The organism is Sphingomonas sp. 4RDLI-65, assembly GCF_049472435.1.
GTDB lineage: Bacteria > Pseudomonadota > Alphaproteobacteria > Sphingomonadales > Sphingomonadaceae > Sphingomonas.
Genome location: NZ_JBCEBT010000004.1, coordinates 186318 through 207938 on the forward strand (window position 1 = coordinate 186318; position 21621 = coordinate 207938).

The following is a 21621-nucleotide window of genomic DNA, read 5'->3' on the forward strand; positions in this document are numbered from 1 at the left end:
CCCTCACCCTCCCACGCGCAACCGCGTGCGGGCCCCTCCCTCTCCCCGAAGGGAGAGGGGTTGCAGTTACCGCCCCAGCAGTACCCGCGCTTGCCCGGCGATCTGCGCCAGCATCGCCGCGTTCGGGACCGCTGCGTGGCGGGCGCGATCGATTACTGCTTTGAATTGCGCCACGCGTGTTGCGTTCGTGGTTAGCCATTGGTCCACCGCACCCTGCGGATCCTGCGCCCCACGCCGGGCGAGGAATTCCAGCCGCAATTGCTGGAAGTCGCGCGCGAGGCCGGCGATCAGCAGGCGCTCCCACGGATCGGTCGGGCTGATCCGCGCGGCATTCGCCTGCGCCCAGTCGAGCCCCAGCGCTTGCCCGAGATGCGTGAAGGCCCGCGTGAGGACCGCCTCGTCGAGCGTCATCCGCTCGCCGAGATCGGCTAGACCCACTGCGCCGTCCATCTCGAACAGGCGCACGACCTTGCGCACCAGATCGCCGGGCGCTCCGACCGCTTCCAGCTGCCCCGCGATACGATTGCTTTGCGCACTTGCCTCTTCGAGCAACAGCGCTGCCGTCTGGCTGTCGAGCTGCGTGATGCCCTTTGCCAGCCGTGCGAGCACGTCGCCCGGTGCCGTTCCCGGTGCCGACACGCGCAACAGGTCGGCGATCTGCGAGCGGGTCGCGACCGCCACCTCGTCGAACAGCGCGATCCGCGCCGCCTCGGGCATCACCGCCGTCTCGATCTCCGCCCACAGTGCCGGCAGGTCGAACAGGCGTTCGGCGACGACGAACATTGCCGCGATATCGCCCATCGCCGCGCCTTCCTCTTCCGCCAGTTCGAACGGGTAGAGGATGCCCAATCGGTTGACGATCCGGTTGGCGAGCTTGGTCGCGACGATTTCGGGCCGCAGCCGGTGCTCGTCGATCGCCGTCGCAAAGCGCTCGAGCATCGCCGCGGGGAAGGCGGCGTGAAGGTCTGGCTTCAGTGCATCGTCCTTGGCGATGTCGCCATGCTCGATCGCATCCTGCAACCCGAGCTTTGCGGTTGCCAGCAACACTGCGAGCTCGGGACGCGTGAGACCCAGCCCGTCCTGACCGCGACGGAGCAGGATATCGTTCGACGCCAGCCCCTCGACCGCACGATCTAGCCGGCCCGCGCCCTCGAAGATCTCGATCACGCGGACATAGCTCGGCATCGCCACGGCGCCGTCCGCCTCGGCGATCGACAGCGCCAGCGTCTGGAGGCGGTTGTCCTCCAGCACCAGATGCGCGACGTCGTCGGTCATGCTGGCGAGCAGCGTGTTGCGGTCCTCATAGGCGAGCCGTCCCTCGATCATCTCGCGGTTGAGCGCGATCTTGATGTTGACCTCGTTATCCGAGCAGTCGACGCCCGCCGAATTGTCGATGAAGTCGGTGTTGATCCGCCCGCCTCGCGCAGAGAACGCGATGCGCGCGGCCTGCGTCACACCCAGGTTCGCGCCTTCGCCGATCGCGATCACGCGCAGATCCTCGGCGTTGACGCGCAGACGGTCGTTGGCCGGATCGCCGACCGCGACGTTCGCCTCGGATGCGGCCTTCACATAGGTGCCGATGCCGCCGAACCAGAGCAGGTCGGCCGGCGCCTTGAGGATCGCCGAGATCAGCGCGCCCGGCTCCATCTCGCTCGCGGTTATGCCAAGCGCGACCTGCACCTGCGGCGACAGCTTCACGATCTTGTCGGTGCGGGCGAACACGCCGCCGCCCTTCGAGATCAGGCTCGCGTCGTAGTCCGCCCAGCTCGACCGCGGCAGCGCGAACATGCGGTTGCGCTCGTCCCAGCTCGCCGCCGGATCGGGATCGGGATCGAGGAAGATGTGGCGGTGATCGAACGCCGCGATGACCTTCAGCGTCTTCGACAGCAGCATGCCGTTGCCGAACACGTCGCCCGACATGTCGCCGCAGCCGACCACGGTGATGCTTTCGCTCTGCACGTCGAGGCCGCGTTCGGCGAAGTGCCGCTGCACGCTGAGCCACGCGCCCTTGGCAGTGATCCCCATCGCCTTGTGGTCGTAGCCGACCGAGCCACCGGAGGCGAACGCGTCGCCCAGCCAGTATCCCCGTTCGAGCGCGAGCGCGTTCGCCACGTCGCTGAACGTCGCGGTGCCCTTGTCGGCGGCGACGACGAAATACGGGTCCTCGCCGTCGAGGATCGTCACGCCGTCGGGATGCACGACCTTGCCCTCGACGATGTTGTCGGTGATCGACAACAAAGTGCGGATGAAGATCCGGTAGCTTTCGGTGCCCTCGGCCAGCCACGCGTCGCGGTTCGACGCGGCAGGGAGCTGCTTCGGATAGAAGCCGCCCTTCGCGCCGGTCGGCACGATGACCGCGTTCTTGACGCGCTGCGCTTTCATCAGGCCGAGGATCTCGGTGCGGAAATCGTCGCGGCGATCCGACCAGCGCAGGCCGCCACGCGCGACCGGGCCGGCACGCAGATGGATGCCCTCGACGCGGGGCGAATAGACCCAGACTTCGCGCCATGGCACGGGGGCGGGGAGGCCGGGAATCAGATGGCTGTCGAGCTTGAACGCAAGCGCCTCGGACGATGCAGGCGTGAACGCATTGGTGCGCAGCGTCGCCGCGATCAGGTTGCGATAGGCGCGCAGGATACGGTCGTCGTCGATCGCGGTGACCGCGTCGAGCCCGGCTTCGATCGCCTGATCCGCCTCGATCGCGTTGCCGGGATGCTCCGGATGATGAACCGCGGTGAAGCGCGCGATCAGGGCGGCTGCGACCTTTGGTGCACGGCGCAGCGCGTCGACTACGGTGGTCAGGCCATACGGAAGCCCCGCCTGGCGCAGGTACCGGAACCACGCGCGGAACAGCACGATCGCCTCGGGACGCATCCCGAGCTCGACGATCAGCCGATTGAACGCGTCGTTCTCGGCTGCACCTTCGAGCACTGCCGCGATCGCGCCTTCGAGTACGGGCGCATCGCTCTGCTGCGCCGCGGCGTTTGCCTCCAGCACGAAATCATGCACGAACGGCACGCTGTCGTCGCGCAACCGCGTCGGCAGTTCGCCGATCACGCGGAAGCCGAAATTCTCCAGCACCGGGACTGCGTCCGACAACGGCAGGGCACCGCCCAGTTTGTAGATCTTCAACTGCGGATCGGTGCCCGCCTCGCCCGGAACCAGGCGCACGCCACGCGCGTCCGTGTCGGCCAGCGCGGCGATCCGCTGGATATCCTCGGCGGCCTCGGCGGGCGTGCTGAGGTTGCGGTAATTCTGCGGGAACGCGGCGGCCCATTTCAGCGCAAGGCGTGCGGCGCGCGGCGGCGGCAACGTCTCGACCAGGGCGGCCTCGACGTCCGACACCCAGCCGCGCACCATCCGCTGCAGCCGGAGCGCGAGCGGCGCGACGTCGGGCATCCGGCCATCGCCGCGCAGATCGAGCGTGTAGCGGATCATCGCGACCTCGCCGTCCTCCAGCGCGATCGACCAGTTGAGCACGCTCGCATTCGCCGCCTCCGCCAGCATGTCGCCGATCGCGACGCGGCGGCTGGTGGTGACGTCGTCGCGCGGCAGCCAGACGAACCCGAACAGGTGTCGGCCCAGTGCGGACTCGACCAGCACGAGCGCCGGCCGCGGCCGATCCGCGATGCTCATCGCGGTCAGCGCCAGATCCTCCAGCGCGTCGGGCGCGAACGCGATGACCAGATCGTGCGGCAGCGCGGTGAACGCATGCGTCAGCGCCTTGCCGGCGTGACCGCGCGGATCGAAGCCGAACTTGGCCTTCATCGCGGCGAGGCGCGTGCGCAGGACCGGCACGTCGCGCGGCATCGCGGCGAGCGCGGCGCTGGTCCACAACCCGCTATAGATCGACAGCCCGGCGACCGTGGCGCCCTCCATCACCGGTACCACGACGAGGTCGAGCGGTACGGCGCGGTGGACGGTGGAGATCAGGTTCGACTTCAGCAGCAACGGCGCGTCGTTGCCAGCCTCGAACCATTTGATCGCCAGCGCGCGCGACGCCTCGGCGAGGATCGGCACGCGGTGTTCGTTGCGCGCGATGCCGAGCGCCGCGTGGCCGCTCCCGTCACGATGCCAGATCTGATGCCCGAGCAGAGTAAGATGCCCATTGAGGAACCACTGCAACAGCGCAGCGCCCTCGCCCTCGGGTAGCGTCGCGATATCGTCATCCAGCGCAGCCTGCATCGCGCGCCAGTCTGTCACTGCCGCACGAACGTCGGCCAATACAGCCGTGAGGTCCTCGATCAGCCCGCGACGGTCCCGCGCATCGGCGCGCTCCATCTCGAGGTAGATCATCGATTCGGGGCGGCCCGCGCCCTGGCCGTCCGCGTCGATCGCATGCAATGTGCCGTCGGGCGTGCGTGTGGTGCGGACGACGGGGTGGATGATGCGATCGACCGCGATGTCCTGCGCGCCGATCGCCGCTGCGATCGAATCGACCAGGAACGGCATGTCGTCGTTGACGATCGCGAGGCGCATGCGCCGCCGCGTGTCGTCCGCGCTGATCGGCTCGATCGCGATCGCCGGCGCACCGTCGTCGCGGTGCGCGGCGGTCGCCGCGACGAACGCCGCGGCCTGCGCCACCTCGCTCGCACCGAAGTCCTTGAGTTCGCCCGGAAGGGCCCGTTCGGTCAACCGTCCCGCAAGGGTTTCGGTGAGCGTTTTCAGCGATTGGTTAGCCATAGGTCAGGGCCTATGCGCTCGCAATTCCGCTATCTCAACCCTTGTGGCAGGTGCGAAGAATAATGCTGCGGTGCACCTAAGATGCGGCCCGTTCGGCGGCCGCGATGGCGACGAGATCGCCATCGAAACCACCGATAAAGCTTGCGAAACCGCCGGCCGGCACCTGATGCCGCTGAGCATGGCGCAATACCGCCACGAACGTCTCCAGCCGCGCCGTTTCGAAAGTCGCGCCGAAGACCAGCGTGACGATCTGCATCATCACGTCGGCCTGGCCTGGCAGGCAGGCGGCCTTGAACAATGTGGCGAGATCGCCGTCGTAGTGCTCGGCCGACACCGCAAGATCATGCGCCCGACCCAGCGTCCGGTGGAGCGCGGCACGACTGCGCGCTTCGGCGGCGCGGACCTGCGCCGCATTTTCACGCGCCATCGCCAGCTGCTCGCCAAGCGGACCGGCGAGCACATATTCGGCAGGCAAGGGATCATCCAGCACCAGCGCCTGAACGGGCATCGGCTCGGCTGGCATGACATCGAAGCCGCCGCTCGGACCATCGGCCCAGACCTGCGCGGCCGTGCCGGAGCCCTGCGGTGTCGCGTGAACCGCCGCATCGAGCTCCGCCGACAGCGCCGCCTGCAGATCGGCGTCGGCGAGTTCCTTCCAGTTGATCACGCCATAGATGAAATCGATCGTCACCCCACCAGACGCGAACGGCATCAGGATTCCACGGTACAGCGTCGTCCGCCCCCGGCTGCTGACGAATTCCGCCTCGAAGCCGATCGGCGCGCGATTGGCGATGATCTGCAGATAATGATCCGTCAGCCGCGACAGCAGCGAGCGGCTCGGCACATCGGCGATCGTCGCGATCGGTCCTTCCAGCCCGCATTCCTCGCGCAGCGCGCGGCCGAGATACGCGATCTTCGGGTCGCCCATGCCGTGGCTGAAATCGAGCAGCACGCTGTGCGGGCCGAAATCGGTGATCGTCTCGGGTTCGAGGTTCGCGATCGACGGATAGGGGCGTCCGTCGAGCAGCGACACCCAGTGATTATAGGCGCGAACGTGCATCCGTCGCTCGTCGCCACCGAGATCGAACATCACGTCGTTGACGCCGGACCCGGTCGAGGCGTGCGCACCGAGACCATGGCCGTACCCGTCATCGTCGTGCGCACGGACTGCGCCGGCATCCGGACCGTCGTTCCGCCCGCCGCCGAGCCGTCCGTCGTCGAGTCCCTGTACCGTATCCATGCAAGCGTCCCCAAGTCACCGCGCTGCTTTTGCACCACCCGTGGTAAACGACCCGTAAACGCGCAAACCGCTTGTCAGCGCGAAAACCCCCTGTTATGCGCCGCCCCCTCGACCGGAGATATCCATCGTCGGGCCGCTTTAGCTCAGCTGGTAGAGCATCGCATTCGTAATGCGGGGGTCACAGGTTCGAGTCCTGTAAGCGGCACCATCGACATCCCGGTGAAAACATCGACATCGTTGTAGCCTGTCCGGATCGCGCGTCATGCTGGGTCCGGTGGAATCCCGGTGCGTAGAGCGCGCCGCCCGCTTCTCGGTCTTGGCGATGATGCGGTTCGGCCGGATCCGGATTTTTACCGGATAGGCCGCGATCGCCCGATCGGACACTGCCCCCGCCGAGATCATCACGGAGGGGGGCCCTATGACATTCCACAAAGCCGAAGACCTGTTCGCATTGCGCGAGACTATTCCCGTGGCCGGCAAGCCCGCCTGGATGAACCTGCGTGCGGTCGTGCGTCCGGAATGGCGCGGCGAGCCCGAGGCGCTCACCGGGCCGGGGGTCTATGGCGTCTTCTTGGACGGAAGCCTGTTCTATATCGGGCTGTATGCGGGCAAGGCGGACCGGCCGTTCGGCGGATCGGTGCTCGAACGGTGGCGCAAGCACGCGACCTATCACATCCTGCGCGCGCCCGAGATCGTCTTCGCGCGCGGCCAGCTGGATCGTATCATCGCCGAACTGGACGGTCCGGCGATCGATCTCGCGGCGTGCGCGGCGCAGGTCGGCGACGACGACGGTGGCGGTCCGCTGGTCGAACGGCATGGCGGCAGCTGCACCTTCAACAAGGCGCGCTTTGCCGCGCGACACTGGGACAGCCTGAAGCCCGGCAACGACGATGACCTGCTCCGCCGGATCAGCTTCGTGTACCATCAGCTGCCGCGCGGCTGGGACTTGCGTCGCGAGCAGATCGAGGGCGAGGTCGCCAGCCGCTGGGTGAAGCGGCACTGGCTGCGCACCGCGGAAAAGACGCTGATCGAGCACTTCCGCCCGATCTGCAACGGCGAAACCATCGCCGGCACCGAACGCGACGGGATCGGCGTGGACGAGGTCGAGCACATGATGGCGACGGTGTTCGATACGGTCGTCGAGACGCACCCCTTGCCCGCCGACCGGGGCGGCAGCGATGGTTTCGGCGGGGCCGGCATCGCCGAGCAGTCGCCCGATGACAGCATTCAGCCGGAGGAAAACGGCGATGACACGAGTGCCGGCGAACGCAGCTTCCGTAGCCGCCTATCGTCCGAGGGCGCCGCGTTGATCGAGGACCTGTCCGCCCGCTGCCCGCGCGGGATGACGATCGACTTCACCGACGTCCCGGACCTGCGGATCTATGCCAGCCAGCCCCGTCGTCGTGTGTTGATGACGGTACGCGCGCGCGCCGATGGGCTGATGACCTGCCATGCGCTGGCAAGCGTCGCCGCATGCCGTGCGATCGGTTTCGACGCGCAGGAGGAGCGCGGCAGCGGGCCGATGACGGCGGGGTTCACGCTCGATCCGGCGGTTCATGACCTGACCGAACTCGTCGCAGTCGCTGGCGCGGCTATGCAGGCGCTCGCCGGCTGATGGGCTTTCGGGGCCGTTCGCGAAAGCGGGCGGCCTCGGTTTGCGGGGTCGGTGCGTGAGGCGGTGTCGGGATTTACGAATGCAGCGCCGATCGGCGGGGCATGACGGCGCTCATCGGGCAAGCGCGATCAGCTGGGCGATGCCGTTGGTCCCGGTCTTTGCGACGATCGCGGCACGGTGGTCCTCGACGGTCTTCGGGCTGATGTCGAGCACGGCGGCGATCGCCTGGTTGTTGTGTCCCTTGACGAGCAAGTCGAACACCTGGCGCTGGCGCGGTGTCAGCGCTGCGGTTCGCGCGAGCGCCGTGCGCTGCGCCCTGGACCAGGCCACGCCTTCGTCGATCGCGGCCAGCAGGCGATCCTCGTCGAGCGGCTTTTCGAGATAGTCGAGGCCGCCATAGCGCCGCACCGAATCGACCGCGTTGGCGGTCGTCGGCCACGCGGTCATGAACACGATCGCGACCGCGGGATCGATCGCCCGCACCCGGTCGGCGAAGTCGAATCCGTCGATATCGCCCATCATCACGTCGGTGACGATGCAATGCGCGGGGTCCTGCGCGTAGACCGCGAGCAATGGCGCGGGATCGAGGAACGGCTCGGCGACATGGCCGTGGCGACGCAGCAGCCGGGCGACCGCGGCGCCGAGATCGCGATCGTCGTCGACGACATAGATCGTCCCGGATTCGGGGTCGGTCATTCGGGTTCTCCAAGCAGCGGAAGCGAGATGGTCGCGCGCATCATGCCGGCGGCGTCGCTGGTTCGCGTCAGCGTGCCGCCATGCGCCTCGACGATCGCGCGCGCGACCAAAACGCCGACCCCCATTCCCGGCTGTTGCGCACGATCGGCGCGGTATCGGTTCGCCACCGTGATCCTGGCCTCGTTGCTGTCGCCGCTAGCGCCAATTCCAACCGCGCCGCTGCGCGTTGCGACGACGGTTACTTCGCCACCGCCGCACGCCTGGACCGCGTTGCGGACCAGGTTCACGATCGCCTGCGCCAGTTCCACCTCCTGCGCGAGGACGACGAGATCGGGGTCGACCGGCTCGATCGTCAGCCGGACGTTGCGCGATTTTGCTTCCGGATGTGCCAGCGCGGCGACGGTCTCGATCAGCGTCGCCAACGGCAGCGGGGTGGGTTCGTCGACGATGCGCCCGCCGAACCGACGCAGGCGGCGGACCAGAGTCGACAGCGCCGCCGCCTTGCGATCGATCAGTGCGGCGGTGCTGGCGATCTCGAGGTCGGCGGAGACCGTGATCTCGTGCAGGTGCCTGGCCTCGATCGCGAGCGTCGAGAGCGGCTGGCTGATCTCGTGGATGACCGCGACCGACATCGCGCGCAGGGTCTTCAGCCGCTCGGCCTGGAACAGCAGGCGGTCGCGGCGCTGCAGATCGCCCCGTGCCCGCGCCTGCGCATCGGCAAAGCTGCCGGCGAGATAGCCGACCACCAGGATCGAGGCGAGGCTCATGTGCAGCGCGAGCCGCGCGTCGGCGCGCATCGGCATCGCGGTCTGCGGCAGGATCACCGCCGCGACGGCGACGATCGCGAGCCAGCTGGCGGTGCGACCGAACCGCAGGCCGATCCAGGCGACCGCGAGCAATACGGGGGTGTGCGGTGTGCCCAGTCCGATCGTGGCGAGCATGGCCTCGCTCGCGAACGATGCGGCCAGCACCAGTACCGCCTCGGCCATCGCGGCGATCCGCGGGCGCGCGGGGCGCGCCGCGCCGCCGCTTGCAAGGTCTGCAAGCCAGAGCAGCGGCGGGGTGAGCAACAGCACGCCGAGCAGGTCGCCGACCACGAAGCCGGTCAGCGACGCGACGATCTCGCGCAATCCCGTCACGCCGGTCAGGTCGGGACGCAGCAGCGACCAGGGCAACGCGAACAGCGCCGCCGCGACCGGCGCGCCGACCGAGGCGAGGCCGAGCGGCATCGGCGCCACGCTCAGGCTGGTCTGTGCACGATTGGCGAGATGGCGGACGAGCAGGACGACGAGGCCGTAGGCAAGCGGCGGTCGTATTACCCCGGTCACGGCGATCGCCCATCCGGGGGAGGTCGGATCGATGATGCCGGTGGCAAGCTGGACCAGCAACTCGGCAACGATGATTCCGACCAGCAATCGTGGGCCACGCCGCCACAGCAACGCCATGCGGAACCCGGCGGCAGGATAAAGCAGCGAATAGTAGCCGTTTCCGCCCCATTCGGCGGCGACATGGTGGGCCGCCCAAAATGCGAGCGCATAGCCGATCAGCCAGGGCATGTCGGCCATTCCGGGACGCGCGGCGAGGGTACGTGCCGACGCACGAAAACCGTTCAGAGGGGGCGCAAGCGTCGTCATCGGCGGGTGTCTGCACGATAGATGCGCTGCAGGCTATCCGGGCAAGTCCCGGACCATCGTCGTCGGCGGAGCGTAGTCGACAGTCCCGAAGAAGGACGGCGTCCGCACAATCGCCAGGATGAGCATTGGCGATATCGTAACGCGAAATTAAGGACGATCCTGTGCCGGATCGGCCGGACTGCGATGTGGGGGGCCTATGCAGGGGAATATCGAGCGCGATCCGGCGGGGCATGGCGATCCCGCGCCGCACCGCGGGATGACGGGTCTGCTCGTCGGCGCGGTAGGCGGCGCGGCGGTATGGGGGCTGGCTACGCTGATCGTGCTGTATCTGATCTGACACGCGCGAAGACGGCCGCAGGATCACCGCGCTGCTGCCGTGATCCGGTTTCGCGCCGACGGAAATGCCGCGGGAAACCGTTCGTTTAACCTTTCGTCGCTAAAGCCCGGGGCATGGCGATCTCCTCCCCAGTACCTGCGACGATGGCTTCGGATCGGGTCGCCAACGTGCTCGGCGCGGCCGTGCGTGGCTGTCGGCGGCACTTGCTATTTGCCGCGCTGTTCTCGGGGCTGGTGAACATCCTGTACCTCGTGCCGTCGATCTTCATGCTGCAGGTGTACGACCGGGTCGTGCCGACCCGCGGCGGGGCGACGCTGTTGCTGCTGACGCTGATCCTGGTGCTCGCGCTGGTCGTGTTCGCGATCCTCGATGCCGTCCGCATGCGGCTGCTGTTGCGCGCGAGCATGCGGCTGGAACGCCAGGCCGCGCCGGGCATCCTGTTGCGCATCCTCGGTACCGACGGCGCGACGATCGGCCAGCGCAGCCAGGCGATGCGCGATTTCGATACGGTGCGCGGCACGCTGACCGGACCGACCATCATCGCGCTGTTCGATGCCCCCTGGGCGCCGATCTATATCGGCATCGCGTTCCTGCTCCACCCGTGGATCGGCGTGCTGGCGCTGGTCAGCGCGCTGCTGCTGGGCGGCATCGCGATTGCCAGCGACCGCGTCACCGCCGCCGCCGCCCGCGATACGCATGCGCGCGCGGTGCTTGCCACGCGTGAGCAGGACGTGTCGATCCATGGATCGGAGGTCGCTCGGGTGATGGGCATGCGCAACGCGCTGATCACCCGCCACTTGCTGGAACGCGCCGAACTGGTGCGACGCCAGTCCGCGCTCGCCGGCACATCGGGCCAGTTCCTTGCGATCACCAAGTTCCTCCGCCTGCTGCTGCAATCGCTCGCGCTTGCGCTGGGGGCGCTGCTGGCGATCCGGCAGGACATTTCGGGCGGGGCGATCTTTGCGGCGTCGCTGCTGCTGGGGCGTGCGTTGCAGCCGGTCGAGCAAATTCTCGGCGCGATGAAGCCGCTCGCCGCCGCGCGCAACGCCTACCGCGATCTCGACGCGTTCTGCGCGCTGCCGGGGCCGGCGATCGACGCCACCACGCTCCCTGTACCAACCGGCCGGATCGACGTGCGCGGCATTACCGTGCGCGCCGAGGGGACTGACCGCGCGCTGCTGTCCGACATCAGCTTTGCGGTGGCGCCCGGCGAGATCGTCGCGCTGGTCGGCCCGAGCGGCGCCGGCAAATCGACCTTGTTGCGCGTGCTGTCGGGCGCGTTGTCGCCCGATGCTGGCGAGGTGCGGATCGACGGTGCGAGCCTGTCCGACTGGAACCGCGAGCAGCTCGGCCGGCATGTCGGCTACATGCCGCAATCGCCGTCGCTGTTCCCGACCAGCGTGCATACCAACATCTCGCGCTTCCAGTCGGTGCTGGCGGGCGAGAGCGAACAGCTAGACGCGGCCGTGGTCGAGGCGGCGCAGGCGGCGGGTGCGCACGAGGTGATCCTCGGTCTGCCCAACGGCTATGCGACGATGCTGAGCATGGCGGACGGATCCGGGCTGTCGGCCGGGCAGAACCAGTCGGTCGCGCTGGCTCGCGCGCTGTTCGGCGCGCCGACAATCCTGTTCCTCGACGAGCCCAATGCGCATCTCGACAGCGAGGGCGAGACCCGGCTGGTGGCGACGCTGGCAGCCCTGCGCCAGCGTGGCGCGACGGTGATCGTCTCGACGCATCGCACCGGCCTGCTCCAGGCCGTCGACAAGGTGATGGTGCTGCGCGACGGCGCCATCCAGCTCTTCGACGAGCGCGCAAAAGTGGTGCGGCCCACCATGGCCAATCCGGTTTCGGCTGCGGGAGGCGTACGATGATCCCCGCCGAACTGGCCAGCCCGGTGCCGGCCGCCGGACGCGAAAGCCTGGCCGATCGCCTGCGCCTCGATGATTCGCCGCGCCACGCGATCCTGGTCGGTGTGATCGTCGCGGTGCTGTTCTTCGTCGTCGGGCTCGGCTGGGCGGCGTTCGCGCGGCTCGACGCGGCGGCTGCGGGCGACGGGCAGGTGGTCGTCGCGGGCAATCGCCAGACCGTCCAGCACCGCGAGGGCGGCATCGTCGCGGCGATGGCGGTGCGCGACGGCCAGCACGTCCGCGCCGGCGACATCCTGTTCCGCCTCGAAGGCGCCGAGGTCACCGCGAGCGAACGCGCGCTCGCCGCCAGCGTCATCGACCTGCAGGCGCAGCGCGCACGGCTGGAGGCGGACGTCCGCGGCGGTGCGATCGTCTGGCCAACCGAGTTCGCGTCCGCGCAGGGCGACGACCTGCGGCTGGTCGAACGTGCGAAGTCGCTCCAGATCGCGCAGCGTTCGGCGCGCGCGGCCGCACTTGCCGCGAACGGCGCAGTGCTCCGCCAGCAGGCGGCGACCGTCGCGCAGCAGACCAATGGCTTCAACGCGCAGGCGCAGGCGACCGCCCGCCAGCGCGCATCGCTCCGCCAGCAGCTCGAGTCCACGCGGACGCTCGCCGACCAGGGTTATGTCTCGCGCAACACGGTGCGTGCGATCGAACGCTCGATCCAGCAGCTCGAGGGGACCGACGCGGACTATGTCTCGCGCTCGGCGGCGGCGCGCGAGCAGATCGGCCAGACCCGCGCCGAGGGCGTCCAGACGCGCCGGAAATATATCGAGGACAGCGCCACGCTGCTCCGCGACACGCAGTTCCAGCTGAACGAGGTGATGCCGAAATTCGCCGCCGCGCGCGAACAGCTGGCGCGTACGATCATCCGCGCGCCGGTCACCGGCCGGGTGGTCGGCTTGCGCGTGTTCTCGGTCGGCGGCGTGATCCAGCCGGGGCAGGCGATCCTCGACATCGTCCCCGACGCGGCGCCGCTGGTGGTGCGCGCGAACTTCTCGCCGGGCGATATCGACGGCGTGTTCGCAGGGCGCGAGGCGGAGGTGAAGTTCCTCTCGCTGCACGAACGCGACCTGCCGATCCTGCTCGGCACGGTGCGCACGGTGTCCGCGGATTCGCTGCGCGACGAGCAGAGCGGGCACAGTTATTTCAGCGCCGAGATCACCGTGCCACGCGATCAGATCGCCAAGATCGAGGCCGTCCGCGGTCGCGATACGGGGATCCGCGCGGGCGTCCCCGTCACCGTCCTCGTCAAGCTGCGGTCGCGCACCGCGCTGGATTATCTGCTCGATCCGCTGACCGAGGCTTTTTCACGGTCGCTCCATGAACGCTGACATGCTTCGCCTTGCCGCCCTGTTGATGCTGCCGGCGTCGGCGGCGATCGCGCAGACCGCACCCGACGCGCAGACTGGCGCGCCCGAAACCTTGGGCCAGGCGATCGCCGACGCCTATCGCAGCAATCCCGCACTGGAGGGGCAGCGTGCCCAGTTGCGCGCGCAGGACGAACAGATCGTCCAGGCGGGCGCGGCGTACCGCCTGAACGCCGGGATCAACATGACGCTGCAATATCAGTCGCAGGACCAGCGCGGGCTGCTCGGCGATTTCGATACCGCGCGTGGGCGGACGATCGGCGCCACGCTCACCGCGTCGCAGATTCTGCTCAACGGCGGGCGCACCGCGGCGCAGGTTTCCGCTGCCGAGGCTGGCGTGCTCGCGGGCCGCGAACGGCTGCGCGAGGCGGAGAACGCGATCCTGCTCGAGGTGGTCGACGCGTTCGTGTCGGTGCGCCGCGATGCAGCCCTGGTGGCGATCCAACGGCGCTCGCTCGAGTCCTATGGCCGGCAGGTGACGCAGGCGGTCGCGCGCGAACGCGGTGGCGACCTGACCCGCACCGACATCGCGCAGGCTCAGGCGCAGCGCGAGATTATCCGCGCGCAACTGGCGCAGGCGACGGTCAACCTCCAGGCGAGCCGCGGCCGGTTCGCCACCGTGGTCGGGCGCAATCCGGGGACGCTGCTGGCGCCGCCGACCTTGCCGGGCCTGCCGCGTTCGCTCGATGCGGCGTTCGCGGTGGTCGAGAAGGAAAGTCCCAGCCTGTGGCAGGCGATCCTCGCGACCAAGGCGGGCGATGCGCGGATCGCCGCGCAACGTGCCGAACGCGCACCGATCGTCGCGCTGACGGGCAGCTATGGCTATGCCAGCCCCTATTCCTACCAGCTCCGCGATGCCGGCGCGCAGGCGGCCGGCGGCGTCACGCTGACGATGCCGTTGCTGACCGGCGGCGTGATCGGATCGCGCGTCCGCGCCGCTATCGCCGAACGCCAGCAACTCGGATTCGACGTCGAGGTCGCACGGCGCGCGGCGCTCGCCAACGCGCAGAATGCGTGGAATCAGGCGGTGGCCGGCGGCGATCAGATGGCGGCAGGGCGGCTGGCGACCGAGGCGGCGGAATCCGCGCTCACTGGCGTCCAGCGCGGTTTCGCCGAGGGCTTCCGCTCCAATTTCGAGGTGCTCGATTCGGAGCAGCGGCTGCTGACCGCGCAACTCGTGTTCGTCAACGCCACCTATGGCGCCTATGTGGCGGAGGCTCGCCTGCTGGCGACGCTCGGGCGGTTGCAGGCGGCGGCGATCGACCAGGGCGTGCCGGCCTATGATCCGGCGCGCAACACGCGGGCGGTGCGCGCCAAGACCTTCGGCCCGTTCGATCCGGTGCTAGCGCCGATCGACCGCGCACAGGTGCCGAGCGCCGCGTTCCGACCGGCGCGGTTGCTCGCGCCGGCCACCGACACGCGGATCAGGCCAGCCATCGTCCAGGCCCTGCCCGGACCGATTGGCGCGGCATTGCCGATCGCAGCCATACCGCTGCTGGCCGGGCCGGCGGCGGCGGACTTGGCGGACGCGGTGGTGACCGGCGGGTCGTAAGCAACAGAGTTCCGTGATCCTGACGAAACGGCAAACGCCTCAGCGCGCCATCAACGCTTCATACAGCTCGGCATAGGCGCCGATGATCGTGTCGTGATCGTAATCCCGGCGGACGCGTTCGCGCATCGTCTCGCCCATCGCCAGACGCAGCGCCGGGTCGCCGGCGATCGTCAATATGCCTGCCGCGGTCGCGGCCGGATTGACCAGCGGCGTGACGATCCCGCCATGCCCAGAGTCCGCACCGCCGCGACCCTCGATCATCTCGCGGCAACTGCCGACGTCGGGCGCGACCACCGGGATACCGCATGCGCCGCCCTCCAGGATGACCAGCGGCTGCGCTTCGGACAGGCTGGTGAGGACGAGCAGGTCGATCTTCGCCATCCAGTCCTCGATCCGGACGCGCCCGACGAACCGGAACACCGGCGCCAGCCCCAGGTCGTCGACCAGCCGCGTGCATTCGGCGGCATATTCCGGATCCTCGTCCTCGGGGCCGAGCACGACGAAGCGCAGGTCGGGACGCTCGGCATGCGCGATCGCGGCGGCGCGGACGAACGTCTTGATGTCCTTGATCGGCACCACCCGGCCGAGCAGCGCGACCAGCGGATGCGCGGGGTCGCGCAGGTCCGGCAGCGTCGAGAAGCGCCGCGAATCGATGCCGTTCGGAATCACCCGGACTCGGTCGGCGGCGGCACCGAGGCGGCGCTGGACCGCCGTGTTCTCTCCATACAGCGCGACGATCGGATTGCAGCTGTCGTAGCAGGCGGTGGCGTAGCTGGTGAACGCGCGCACCCACAGGTCGCGCAGGTCGCGGACGCTGCGTTCGAGCTCCAACCCGGTATCGACCTGGTCGCCGATCCAGTCCGCCATCATCACCTCGATCTGGCGTTCGAGCAGGTAGATGCCGTGCTCGGTGATGAAGGCGGGCCGCCCGGTCTGGCGTGCGGCGCGTGCCGCGAGCAGCCCGGCGAACCCGGTCGAGATGGTGTGATACGCCTTCGCCCGCGGCAGCGGCGTGGTCAGCACCGACAGCAGCCCGCCCAGCAACACCCGCATCGCCCAGAAATAATGGTGGAACGAGGCCTTGGGCAGCATCGCCTGATAATGCCGCCGCAGTCGCGCGAAGACGGCGGGGTGCGACAATATGTCGCCGGGGACAGGCGGCCGCGGCATGCTGCCGATCAGGTCGATCAGCGTCGTCAGCCGCACCGCGTCGCCGGTCGCGACGAAGGCGACCAGCGCGTCGGCGATCGGCGCGGCGATCCGGTCCGGGATCGATCGCGGGGCGGCAGGCGCGGGCGCCAAGCCGATCTCGACGATGCCGACGACATTGGGCGGCGGCGTCAGCTGGAATGACAGCAGGTCGGCGCCGGGCTTAATCGCCGCGATCACGAACCGGATATCGGGCAGGTGCGTGATCAGGTCCTGCAACCAGCCGGATACCCCGCCGATCACATAGGGGTAGGCGCCCTCGACGATCAGGCAGATATCGGCATCGGGAAGTTCGGTCGCCGCGACGCGCGACGGGGTGGCCAGCGCCGACAGCGGGATCATGCCATCGTCCCCGTCTGCCACCATGCCGCCACCTGCGTCGCGCTGCGGTCGCCGGTTGCCGGCAGGGCCTTGCCGTTGTCGGGCCGCGCGACGAGCGTGGTTGCGATCCGGTCGATCGCCGCATAGTCGCCCGCCGCCCAAAGCGCCTCGATCGTCAACGAATCGCGCAGCGCGCCGTGGCTGGCGTCGTCCTCGACCGAGACTGCGGCAACCATCGTCGCGACCGCGTCTTCGCGCAGATGCACACGCTGCGAATTGGAGAGCAGCACGTCCGATCGGGCGTGATCCGCGAGCAACCGCGCGAGTGCCGTCGCGGCGTCAGGATCGGTTCCGGTGGTCATGCGGGCGGATAATTTGGCGCGGGCGAGGACCAGATTCTCCGCGACCCGCGCCGATGCCGCGGCGGCGAGCGCGCGGATGGTCTGGTCGCCATCGGTCAGCGCGAGCGCGATCAGCGGCGACAAGGCGGGCTCGAACGAGCGCACGACGGTCTCCAGCGCGCGGCGCCGGGCGGCGACATCGCCGTGGCGCATGATCGTCACCAGCGAACTGAGCGTTTCGGGGGTCGCGTGGTGAACCCGGCCGTCGAGCATGCGCGCAACCGCGAGGCCGGCGCCGCGTCGTGCGGCATGCGCGCGGACCGGACCGAACATGGCGTCGTCGCTGCGTTCCGCGAAGCCGGGCAGGAGCCGCGCGAACGGCAGCGTGGCGAGCAGGCCGAGCGGCCCCAGCACACCCAGCATCGCCGCCGCGAAGCCGGTCCTTGCACCGCCGCGCAGCCACACCGCATAGCCCAGCGCGCCGAGCACGGCATGGCCTATCAGTGCCCATCCCGCCGGGATACCGCCAACCCAGCACAGTGCGGCCAGCATCCCGTCCAGCACGGCAAGCGCGATCAAGCCGCGGATCATGCGACCAGCCCGGCCGACCTCACCGGTCGCTGCGTCGCGCGCGGCGTATCGGCCATCAGCGGGGTCAGCCAGGCGGCGATCTCGTTCAGGTCGGCGATCCGGTTGGCATTGAGCGAGTCGAACGGCAGCGTGTGCAGGATCAGGCAGCCGGCGACCGTCGTGGTCTTTGGATCGACCAGCGTGATCGCGGCGACGCCGATGCCGTCCAGCACGCTCCGGTCGCCGCGGTTCGCGACATGCAGGATGCCGCGGCGCCGCAGGATCCGCTCCCGCAGGCCGACCGGCACGATGTCGGGTCGGCCTGCGGTCACCGATCCGCGCAGCCAGGCGCGGGCCTCGTCCCCGGCGATGCGGTAGCAGGTGAAATCGTCCGTCCGGGCGGCGAGTGCGATCAGTTCGCCGATCGCGCCGCGCCGTTCCGCCGGGTCGATCGACGAAAGGCGCGTGGCGGTGTCGATCGCATGGCCGACGGTGCGCGCTTCGCTGGCGATCTGCACCTGCAGGCGGCGGTTGGTGTGCGACAGCGTCGCGAACGCCTCGGTCAGCCGCGCCAGGTTGCGGGTGGCGACACGGCCGCGCGTTTCCAGCCGATCCTGGCGCGTGGTGCGCAGGATCGTCACCTCGCCGACCGCCCCCGCGGTGACGAACCACAGCAGCGGCTGCACCGACAGGTGAAACAGATAGTCGAGATAATCGCGTGCGCCCGCATCCTCGTGCACATGGACCAGCCACAGCGCGGACGCGATCGCCGCGGCAAGCACGCCCGGGCCCGTGCCATAGGCGAGCGCCATCACCAGCACCGGCAGCCAATAGGGGTTCGGCTGGATTTGCGCGAAGCCGGTCCCGCCGGTCAGCCACCAATCGAGCGCCGCCAGCGCGACGAACGCGGTGGTCATCTCGGTGGTGATCCGCGCGACTCGCCGCCATCTCGAGGTCCCGCCGCGACCCTGTTCGTGCTGCGTCACTGCGTATCCCCGAGGCTGCGTGTCAGTTGCGCGCGGGCGAACAGCTGCCGCCCCGAAAAGCCGGGGCGCGCGATCGAGGTGACGCCGCCGCTGCCCTCGATCCGCCACGCCACCGCGATCGGCGCGGCGATGCCGAGGCTCGCGGTCGGGCCGTCGCCGCCGAAGCGATCGACCGTCCAGCCCGCCAGCCCGGTCATCTGCACCGCGCCGAAGCTGCCGCTCACGAGCCCCTGCACCGTATGATTCTCCCTGCTGGCCAGCGGCACGAGCACCAGATCATCGAGCCCGACCCGCATCCGCTGAACATATTCCGCTTCGAACCGGTAGGTCAGCGCGAGCGCCGGGAACTGCCGGCGGATCAGATAGTCGACGCCGGCGTTCGCAATCACCGTGTCGCTGGCACCGGTCATGCCCGCCAGCCCGTAGCGGTTCGCGCCGAGATCGGCCTGCACGAGCAACCCCGGCGTCAGGCGGTAGGTCACGCCGACCAGGGCGCGCGACAGATAGCCACCCGCGATCACCTGCGCAGGCGTCGAATAGTCGGGCATGTGCCGGGTCAACGTCACACGGAACTGGGCATCGGCGGAGCCGGCAACCGCCTTTACGCCACCACCCGTGACGGCGTCGTCGAGTGCGGCGGAGGCGAGTAGCTGCACGCGTACCGCATCGGCGAACGCCGCCAGCAGCGACGCGTCGATGACGGTATCGCCGCTCCGCGTGCCGTCCTCGACCCGGCTGACGATATGGCGGACACCACCGCCTGCGGAAAGATCGGTGCCGATCGCGGCATCGATCCGCGCGGCGAACTCGGCCTGCGACAGGTCGCTGCCATCGCGTGCGGTGACGCCGATACTGGCGGTACCCGGTGCCGCGGCGATCGCGCGTCGGGCGGTCATGTCGTCCGCTGCGAGCGCACGATACCCGAATGCCGCACCGCGCACGTCGCCATCCGCCATGCGCGTATCGGCCAGCAACCGGGTCACCCGGCGATCGGCAGGATACGCGCGCGCGAGACGAGTCGCGGCGCGGACCGCCTGTCCGGGATAGCCGGCGGCGACATCCGCCTCGATTCCTGCCAGCGCGCTGTCGGGTGCGGTATCGTCGACCGGATCGGCACCCATATCCTCGAGCGGCGGCGTGAAGGCCAGCGCGACGGCCGATCCCGCCTGCCGCCACGTCATGCCCCAGCCGGGTGCGGCACGCAGCACGAGACTGTCGTCGTTCCAGCGCAGGTCGCCGATCGCATCGCCCGCGGCCTTGCGGAACGCCTCGATCCGCTCCGGCGACAGGGGACGGGCGAACCGCGCGACCAGTTCGCCGTCGCTCTCGGTCATGCGCAGGCTCGCATCGTCGGGCCAGGCGAGCACCGTCTCGGGAGCGACCACGCGGCTGTCTGCAAAGACCGTGGGGGGCACGACCATGACCGGCGCGTCCGCGAGCAGGAGGGCGAGGGCGATCACGGCGCCAGCACCGTACGCGCGCGACCCGGCTGGCCCTGCGCGATCAACAGCCGCGCGTGCAGTGCCGCCAGCGCCCGGTCCTGCGGCGTCTCGACGCGCAATGCCTCGACCAGCGCCACCGCTTCGGTGCGCCGCCCAAGCCGATCGAGCATTTCCGCGCGCGCGCGGCTTTGCGGCGGGGTCTGCGCCAGCGCGCGCTCCAGCCACGGCCGGGCGGCACGGTCGCCGCCAAGCCGCGCCTGGACGTCGGCCATCAGCCTGAGTGCAGCCAGGTCGGTCGGGGTCGTCGCCAGATGATCGCGCAGCCACCCGGCTGCGCCCTTGGCATCGCCCGCGTTCCATGCCGTCCATGCCAGATCGAGCTGGTCGCGCGGATCGGCGATCCCTGCCGCGACCCGCCGCCGTGCGATCGCCGCCGCCTGAGCAGGCTCGAGCTTCGCCGGTGCCGCGATGGACAGCGTGCGCATCTGCGACGCATCGAGCGCACGCCCCTCGAGCAGGCCCGCCAGCACCGCCCGCCCGGCCGCGTCGTTGCCTGCCGCCCGTGCCAGTGCCAGTCGCGTCAGCATCACGTCGGTGCGTGCCGCCAGCGGATGCCGCGACAGGAACGCCAGCGCCTCCGCCGGACGGTCGCGTTCGGCATAGGCGGACAGCCAGCCGCGCTGATCCGCCGCGTCGCCGCGCAACGCCTGTTGCTTGAGCCAGTCGAGATCATCCGCTGCCGGACGAGGCCCCATCAGGTACAGCAGCCGCTGCGCCGTCGGTGCCGTCGGTGGCAGGCCGGTCGCCGCACGCCGCAGCACCGCGCGCGCATCGTCGCGGTATCCGGCGGCGAGCAACCGCTCCGCCGCCGCGGCCGGCCGGGTATCGGCACGCGCGAGCAACTCGGTGCGCAGACCCTCGTGGTCGCCGGCAAGGATCGTCTCGCGCGCCGCCTCGCGCTGGTCGGCCGGCAGGCGATCGGCGGCACGCAGTCCTGCCGCCCGGTCGCCGGTCCGCGCCGCGACCCGGATCGCCAGCCAGGGATCGCCTGCACGCCAGTCCACCCGCGTTCGATCGAGCAGCGCGATCAGATCGTCACGCCCCGCCGTGTCCGCGCGCCGCGCCAGATCGAGCGCGAGTTCGGCATCGGGCGGCGGAATGACATGGTTCGCTGCCGCGACGATCACTAGGTCGGTCCGGTCGATCGCATAGGCTGCGGCGACCAGATCGGCCGCCGGCACGCCGCGGGTACGCGCTGCCTGCGCCACCAGTGCCGCTGCTTCGGATGCGCGTCCGGTCTTGTGCAGCAGGTCGACGCGCAGCCGCCAGGTTGCCGGCGCTGCCCCGTCGGGTCGCTCGGCGAGATACTGGAGCGCCACCGCTGGTCGTCCCGCTGCGACCAGATCGTACGCAACCTGCGTCGTCGATACCGGCTGACCCGCGTCGATCAGCCGCGCGGTCAATGCTGCGAGCGTCGCGGCATCGGCAGTCGGGATCACCGCGGCGATCGTCGGATGCGCCGGCGGCAATACCGGGGGGACGAACGGGGTAGCGGAGGGCAGCGTCGTGCCGACCGCCGCCAGTGGCTGCGCCCGACGCTCTGCATGCGAGATCTCGCGGCGTCCCGGCAACAGCATGAGCCCGCCCGCCAGCAGGCCAAGCCCCGCCAGCGCCGGCACGATGAGCGCGAGGCGTCCGTTGTGACGATCAATTCTCAC

At 69.6% G+C, this 21621-nt stretch carries 14 protein-coding genes and 1 tRNA gene; 6 read left to right on the forward strand and 9 right to left on the reverse strand.

What is annotated here, in order from left to right; all coding sequences use genetic code 11:
* Window positions 1-66: 66 nt before the first annotated feature.
* Together VH567_RS11480 and VH567_RS11485 are read right to left on the reverse strand one after the other, a co-directional pair.
* Complete coding sequence (locus VH567_RS11480; protein ID WP_423326189.1) at window positions 67-4683, reverse strand: NAD-glutamate dehydrogenase; 4617 nt, start codon at window positions 4681-4683, stop codon at window positions 67-69.
* Window positions 4684-4759: 76 nt separating this feature from the next.
* On the reverse strand, window positions 4760-5923 hold the full coding sequence (locus tag VH567_RS11485; RefSeq protein WP_423326191.1) for a PAS domain-containing protein: 1164 nt from the start codon (window positions 5921-5923) through the stop codon (window positions 4760-4762).
* Window positions 5924-6055: 132 nt separating this feature from the next.
* Here VH567_RS11485 and VH567_RS11490 point away from each other — a divergent pair.
* Window positions 6056-6131: transfer RNA gene (locus VH567_RS11490), tRNA-Thr, on the forward strand.
* A 210-nt stretch (window positions 6132-6341) separates the two neighbouring features.
* Window positions 6342-7538 carry a hypothetical protein gene (locus tag VH567_RS11495; RefSeq protein WP_423326195.1) on the forward strand — a complete coding sequence of 399 codons (1197 nt, stop codon included), beginning with the start codon at window positions 6342-6344 and terminating at the stop codon, window positions 7536-7538.
* A gap of 111 nt (window positions 7539-7649) precedes the next feature.
* On the opposite strand, the gene VH567_RS11500 is transcribed toward VH567_RS11495, so the two are convergent.
* Both VH567_RS11500 and VH567_RS11505 read right to left on the reverse strand, forming a co-directional pair.
* A complete protein-coding gene (locus tag VH567_RS11500) occupies window positions 7650-8234 on the reverse strand; it encodes a response regulator transcription factor (protein ID WP_423326197.1) in 585 nt (194 codons plus the stop codon).
* A complete protein-coding gene (locus tag VH567_RS11505; protein WP_423326199.1) occupies window positions 8231-9790 on the reverse strand; it encodes an ATP-binding protein in 1560 nt (519 codons plus the stop codon). Before VH567_RS11505 ends, VH567_RS11500 begins: the two co-directional genes overlap by 4 nt.
* Window positions 9791-10064: 274 nt before the next feature.
* Between VH567_RS11505 and VH567_RS11510 the strand changes: the two genes are divergently transcribed.
* From VH567_RS11510 to VH567_RS11525, 4 genes are all read left to right on the forward strand, one after another.
* Complete coding sequence (locus VH567_RS11510; protein WP_423326201.1) at window positions 10065-10205, forward strand: hypothetical protein; 141 nt, start codon at window positions 10065-10067, stop codon at window positions 10203-10205.
* A 143-nt stretch (window positions 10206-10348) separates the two neighbouring features.
* Complete coding sequence (locus tag VH567_RS11515) at window positions 10349-12076, forward strand: type I secretion system permease/ATPase (protein ID WP_423326540.1); 1728 nt, start codon at window positions 10349-10351, stop codon at window positions 12074-12076.
* Entirely contained in the window at window positions 12073-13446 is a 1374-nt protein-coding gene (locus VH567_RS11520; RefSeq protein WP_423326203.1) for an HlyD family type I secretion periplasmic adaptor subunit, read from the forward strand. Before VH567_RS11515 ends, VH567_RS11520 begins: the two co-directional genes overlap by 4 nt.
* Window positions 13436-15034 (forward strand): TolC family protein, encoded by a 1599-nt coding sequence (locus tag VH567_RS11525; protein WP_423326205.1) that lies wholly within the window; start codon window positions 13436-13438, stop codon window positions 15032-15034. The genes VH567_RS11520 and VH567_RS11525 overlap by 11 nt, the downstream gene beginning before the upstream one ends.
* Window positions 15035-15073: 39 nt before the next feature.
* Here the strand turns inward: VH567_RS11525 and pelF are convergent, their stop codons facing one another.
* Genes pelF through VH567_RS11550 form a run of 5 tightly spaced genes read right to left on the reverse strand, consistent with a single transcriptional unit; the run spans window position 15074 to window position 21621 of the window.
* Window positions 15074-16609 carry a GT4 family glycosyltransferase PelF gene (gene pelF / locus VH567_RS11530; protein WP_423326207.1) on the reverse strand — a complete coding sequence of 512 codons (1536 nt, stop codon included), beginning with the start codon at window positions 16607-16609 and terminating at the stop codon, window positions 15074-15076.
* On the reverse strand, window positions 16582-17496 hold the full coding sequence (locus VH567_RS11535) for a hypothetical protein (RefSeq protein ID WP_423326209.1): 915 nt from the start codon (window positions 17494-17496) through the stop codon (window positions 16582-16584). The genes pelF and VH567_RS11535 overlap by 28 nt, the downstream gene beginning before the upstream one ends.
* Window positions 17493-18461, reverse strand: a complete 969-nt coding sequence (locus VH567_RS11540) for a hypothetical protein (protein WP_423326211.1) — start codon at window positions 18459-18461, stop codon at window positions 17493-17495. Before VH567_RS11540 ends, VH567_RS11535 begins: the two co-directional genes overlap by 4 nt.
* Window positions 18458-19921, reverse strand: a complete 1464-nt coding sequence (locus tag VH567_RS11545) for a hypothetical protein (protein ID WP_423326213.1) — start codon at window positions 19919-19921, stop codon at window positions 18458-18460. Before VH567_RS11545 ends, VH567_RS11540 begins: the two co-directional genes overlap by 4 nt.
* Entirely contained in the window at window positions 19918-21621 is a 1704-nt protein-coding gene (locus tag VH567_RS11550; RefSeq protein WP_423326215.1) for a hypothetical protein, read from the reverse strand. The genes VH567_RS11545 and VH567_RS11550 overlap by 4 nt, the downstream gene beginning before the upstream one ends.

Bases quoted from the DNA above. Each gene is read 5' to 3' on its own strand.
- VH567_RS11515 (WP_423326540.1), top strand. From the start codon at position 10,349: ATGGCTTCGGATCGGGTCGCCAACGTGCTCGGCGCGGCCGTGCGTGGC.
- VH567_RS11525 (WP_423326205.1), top strand. From the start codon at position 13,436: ATGAACGCTGACATGCTTCGCCTTGCCGCCCTGTTGATGCTGCCGGCG.
- VH567_RS11480 (WP_423326189.1), bottom strand. From the start codon at position 4,683: ATGGCTAACCAATCGCTGAAAACGCTCACCGAAACCCTTGCGGGACGG.
- VH567_RS11505 (WP_423326199.1), bottom strand. From the start codon at position 9,790: ATGCCCTGGCTGATCGGCTATGCGCTCGCATTTTGGGCGGCCCACCAT.
- VH567_RS11510 (WP_423326201.1), top strand. From the start codon at position 10,065: ATGCAGGGGAATATCGAGCGCGATCCGGCGGGGCATGGCGATCCCGCG.
- VH567_RS11495 (WP_423326195.1), top strand. From the start codon at position 6,342: ATGACATTCCACAAAGCCGAAGACCTGTTCGCATTGCGCGAGACTATT.
- VH567_RS11485 (WP_423326191.1), bottom strand. From the start codon at position 5,923: ATGGATACGGTACAGGGACTCGACGACGGACGGCTCGGCGGCGGGCGG.
- VH567_RS11535 (WP_423326209.1), bottom strand. From the start codon at position 17,496: ATGATCCGCGGCTTGATCGCGCTTGCCGTGCTGGACGGGATGCTGGCC.
- pelF (WP_423326207.1), bottom strand. From the start codon at position 16,609: ATGGTGGCAGACGGGGACGATGGCATGATCCCGCTGTCGGCGCTGGCC.
- VH567_RS11500 (WP_423326197.1), bottom strand. From the start codon at position 8,234: ATGACCGACCCCGAATCCGGGACGATCTATGTCGTCGACGACGATCGC.
- VH567_RS11520 (WP_423326203.1), top strand. From the start codon at position 12,073: ATGATCCCCGCCGAACTGGCCAGCCCGGTGCCGGCCGCCGGACGCGAA.